Source organism: Pirellulales bacterium (assembly GCA_035546535.1).
Lineage (GTDB): Bacteria > Planctomycetota > Planctomycetia > Pirellulales > JACPPG01 > JACPPG01.
The window spans coordinates 1-4546 of sequence record DASZWQ010000095.1 but is presented as its reverse complement, the minus strand read 5'-3'; the positions used below and the strand labels follow the sequence as shown (position 1 = coordinate 4546).

General features: G+C 62.7%; 4 protein-coding genes and 1 tRNA gene. 3 read left to right on the top strand and 2 right to left on the bottom strand.

From position 1 onward, the window contains the following. Positions 1–572, bottom strand: a 572-nt coding sequence (locus VHD36_12170; protein HVU88065.1) for a hypothetical protein, incomplete at its 3' end; no start/stop codon positions are given. Positions 573–620: 48 nt separating this feature from the next. Between VHD36_12170 and VHD36_12165 the strand changes: the two genes are divergently transcribed. Next, on the top strand, positions 621–1478 hold the full coding sequence (locus VHD36_12165) for an amidohydrolase family protein (GenBank protein HVU88064.1): 858 nt from the start codon (positions 621–623) through the stop codon (positions 1476–1478). Between the two features lie 34 nt (positions 1479–1512). On the opposite strand, the gene VHD36_12160 is transcribed toward VHD36_12165, so the two are convergent. Beyond that, a tRNA-Ser gene (locus tag VHD36_12160) sits at positions 1513–1606 on the bottom strand. Between the two features lie 466 nt (positions 1607–2072). Between VHD36_12160 and VHD36_12155 the strand changes: the two genes are divergently transcribed. Beyond that, positions 2073–3095: a porin gene (locus VHD36_12155; protein ID HVU88063.1), complete on the top strand. Its 1023-nt coding sequence runs from the start codon at positions 2073–2075 to the stop codon at positions 3093–3095. A gap of 221 nt (positions 3096–3316) precedes the next feature. Continuing rightward, positions 3317–4546 (top strand): BON domain-containing protein (locus tag VHD36_12150; GenBank protein ID HVU88062.1); only part of this gene is annotated, 1230 nt, incomplete at its 3' end.

The following is a 4546-nucleotide window of genomic DNA, read 5'->3' as shown; positions in this document are numbered from 1 at the left end:
GTCTGCTGCGATGGCTTGGGGGTCGCGGGTTTGACGGCGGTTATGGGCTTGGTGTCCACCGGCGGCGACGTATCAGGCTCATCGCCCGGATCGGCATCGCCTTCGGCGATGACCTCGAACGGCCCGCCGATCGCCTGATCCAGATCCTCCGTGCCGAAGTACGACGACGTTGTCGGGAACTCCGGCTCGTCGTCCAGATTGAGGCAGCGGTAGTAGGCTTGGTCTTCGACCCGCATGCGGGCGAGGGCGCTATTCTCGATGCTGGGCGTGCCAACGCGCGCCGCTGCATATTCCCGCGCGTAAAGTGCGCAATACGCCGGCGAGGCCGCCGACGCTGGTTGTGAAGCCCCCCATACCCCAAACGCAAAGCAACACAACGCTACGCCTGTTTTCATCTGATCTTTCGAGGCTCCGCACGCCACCCCGCCCCGGCAGGGATTTTCCAGTCTCTTGTTGGTCAGAAATGGTTCGACGGGTGTCTGGAAAAGGGCAAAATCGACAATGGTGGAAAACGTAAGAACGCGGTCAGCATCGTTGGCGGTGGCGCCGGGAGGCGCAACCGGGAGACCCACGATCCCCCCGCTATCCCCACTGTGGCCGCTTGGTGCCGGAGGAAACGCATGCCCGACTTTCCGATCGTCGACTCGCACGTCCATCTCTACGACCCGAGGGCGATCAGCTATCCGTGGATGCAGGGCGAGCCGACGCTCGATGCGGTGCACGACGTTGCCGTGTTCAATACGGCGACCGCGCCGGTTCTCGTGGACAAGATCGTGTTCATCGAGGTGGCTGCGCCAGACGACAAATCCCTGGCTGAACTGGATTGGGTGGAGGGGGCGGCCAAAGCGGAGCCGCGAATCCAGGGGATCGTGGCGAACATTGCGCTGGAGCGGGGGAAGGACATTGCCTCAGATGTCGCTGCCTTCGCCCGTCGTCCTCTCGCGCGCGGGGTTCGGAGGCTGATTCAGGGGCATCTGGACGAGCCCGGCTGGTGTCTGCAGCCGGGCTATCTGGACGGCGTAAGAATCGTTGGCGAGTACGGGCTCGGCTGCGAAATCTGCGTCAAGCATCCGCAAATGGCGGACATTATTCGGCTGGCGGCGCAGTTTCCCCACGTCCGGTTTGTGCTCAACCACATCGGCAAGCCGGGCATCAAGGATGGTCTTGTCGAACCGTGGAGGGCGGAGATCGGCGAACTGGCCCAGCTCCCCAACGTGTTGTGCAAGATCTCGGGGGTTGTCACTGAGGCCGATTTCAAATCGTGGACCTACGATGAAGTGGCGCCGTACATCGCCCGCGCCATCGAGTCGTTCGGGTTTGACCGCGTGATGTTTGGTGGGGATTGGCCGGTGCTTGAGTTGGCCGGCAATTATCCCGGATGGGTGTCGATAGTTGATCGGGTTATCGCCGGGGCCAGTGACTCGGAACAGCGCAAGCTGTTCAGGGACAATGCGATTCGCCACTATCGCCTCGCATAGGCGGGGATCGTCTGGTGTCGATGGTCACTGGGAGTGGCGGAGACGGAGGGATTCGAACCCTCGATACAGCTTTTCAACCGTATAACGGTTTAGCAAACCGCCGCCTTCAGCCTCTCGGCCACGTCTCCGTGGGCTCGGAAATACGCACCAAAACCTGCCGCATCAAGGGGAATCGCTCGGCCCTGCTGGGTTCGCCTGTGGCAAAAATATCAACACCCGAGTCGTGCGGCTCTCGCCGGATAAGATCGTCCGCGGGGCGGCGTTTCTGAAGCGTGCGTTAAATTCCCGAGGGGGTTTCGTGCCAATTCTGCAACATGGGTTTGAAAACAGGGGTCAGAGCACCCTTGTCCCTGCTTTCTGGATTGCACGTGGCTCGGGCTTGGATCAGTTTGATCCGGCGAAACGCGGGGTGCCCTGCGGATCGTGTTCTTTCGGGCGATGACCCAGGGGTGGGTCGAGAATCGATCGGCGGAACTATCTCGCGGGGAACTGGGACAGACTTAGCACAAGCTCGGAATTGACCGGACGCCGGAAGGCCGACGGGAGCTTCGGCAAGAACGAACCTGCCCCTTAAACATGGTTGGAGGTCAGGACATGACACTTAAGACCTTATTCCTTGGCTCCGCCGCCGCTTTTGCGGTCGTTGGCGGTGCTCAGGCTGCGGACCTTTCGGTTGCCGAACCGGTCGAGAGCGTAAAGGTTTGCGACGCTTTCGCTGGCGGCTACTGGTACATTCCGGGAACTGACACGTGCCTCAAGATTGGTGGCAACGTCGAATTCGACGTGAACCTCCACTCGAACAGCATGACGGACCCGTCGACTCACTCGTCGTCGTGGGATTTCGTCACCAAGATCGGTCTCTCGTTTGATGCCAAGTCGGTGATCGACATCGGCACGCTCGAGGGCCACGTCGCTCTGGCCGGCTCGTACGATGGCAAGGGTGGTAACTCCATCAGCCTCGACGGTGCCTGGTTGAAGATCGGCGCTCTGCAGGCCGGCCACTTTGGCTCGCCGTTCAACCCGGGCTCGGGCTTCGTGGACTACGACGTCTACAACTCGGATCTGGCTGACGCGAACAAGCTGCAGCTCGCTTGGACCGCCGCAGGCTTCGGCCTCGCGCTCGGTATCGAAGACCCGCGCGAGACGTGGCACTCTTCGCTCCCGGCCAGCTTCAGCATGCCGCTCATCACCGGCAACATCACTGCCTCGTCGGGCAGCGTTGCTGGCTTCCTGTCGGGCGGCTTCGTGCAGCTCAACGGTGGCACGACCTGGGGCGTCGCTGGCAAGTTGGACATCGGGATCGGTGCCAACGACAAGCTGCGCTTGATCGGTGCATACGGCGGCGGCAAGTTCGTCGGCGGTGGCAACGATCTGTCGAACAATGGTTGGAGCGCGATCGCGTCGTTCCAGCACATGTTCAGCTCCAAGCTGACCTTCGACGTCGACTACTCGTACCTGCAGCCCTCGGGCGGCGGCACGACGTCGTGGATCGCGGCGGCGGATTTGGTCTGGACCCCGTACTCGGGCTTCAGCGCCAAGCTGCGCGGCGACTACACGGTTGCCGGCACGGCGACCGGCGTGTGGAAGGGCCAGGTTGTCCTGAAGCGCTCCTGGTAGTCGCTTAGCGATTACCTTCGCAGAACAGATTGGGCCCGGCGGGAAACCGCCGGGCTCTTTCGTTTCCTGGGCTGACCATTGGTTCCGGCAGCAACTCCCGGTAGACGCCGCATTCCGACCGTGATCGCCATGTTGAACTCCCGAATGGAGCTGGTTTCGGGTAGACAGGCGGCATGAATTGGCAGCGCTGGATACGTCCCGGGCTGATCGTCACTTTTGTCGTGGCGGCGGCGGCCTTGCTTACACGGCATGGTGCGGTTGAGCACGACATTGGCGGCCGAGTCGCGGCAGAACTAGCGGCCGATGGCCTCGGCTGGGCTACGGTCGATGTATCCGCCCGCGACGTAACCATCCGAGGAATGGCGCCGTCGGTTGACGCTCAGGATCAGGCCGTCGTTGCAGCCGGCAAGGTTCGGGGTGTGCGTGGTGTAACGAACGCCAGCGATCTTCTCCCGATCGTCTCACCTTACGTATGGTCCGCCAAGCGCGATGGGCGGTCTGTGACGCTTACGGGCTCGGTGCCTTCCGAGGGATCGCGTGCGGCTGTTCTGGCCGCGGCACGCCGGGCCCTTCCGGAGGCAGAGATTCGCGACGGCATGGAGCTGGCGCGCGGCGCGCCGGCGACCTTCAACTCGGCGACGGCATTTTCCCTGGCGCGACTGGCGTCGCTGGGCGAGGGCGTGGTCACGCTCACCGACTCGACTTTGGCGGTCAACGGAACAGCCGCCAACGCTCAGGCCTACGTCGATGCTCGCGATGCTTTCACGCAGCAACTGCCGGCGGCGGTCATTCTCGGGCCGATCGATGTGCTTCCGGCCCGTGCGGATCCGTTCGTGTTTTCGGCGAACTTCGACGGTAAATCGATTTCGCTCGTGGGATTCGTTCCAAACGACATCGTGCACAAGACGCTTGTGTCCACGACCAAGGCTACCCTTCCCAACGTGCCGGTGGTGGATTCGGTCGTCATTGCTTCCGGCGAGCCGCCGGGATTCGCGGAAGCTGCGAGCTTTGCAATCGCGCAACTGGATCGCATGCACGACGGTGGCGTGACACTCGATGGATTGAACCTGGACGTCGCGGGTACAGCGAAGAGTGTCGACGACTACGACGCGCTGCTGGAGAACCTTTCCGCCGGTTTGCCGCAGGGGATGAAGATCGTTTCCGCTGCAATCGCGCCCGCGGTGGCGTCTCCGTACGGCTGGGCCGCTGAGAAGAGCGACAGCGGCGTTGTGCTCTCTGGCTACGTGCCCTCGGCCGCCGACCACGAAGAGGTGGTCGCAACCGCGCGTATTGTCTTCGCGGGTCTGCCCGTGGACGACCGGGTTCGCGTGGCGGCGGGAGAGCCGCGCATGGACTGGATTGGCGCGATCAAATTCGCAATGGGCCAGCTTGGCCGACTCGCGCGCGGCAGCGTGGCCATCGGCGATCACGCCTATTCGATCCAGGGCGAA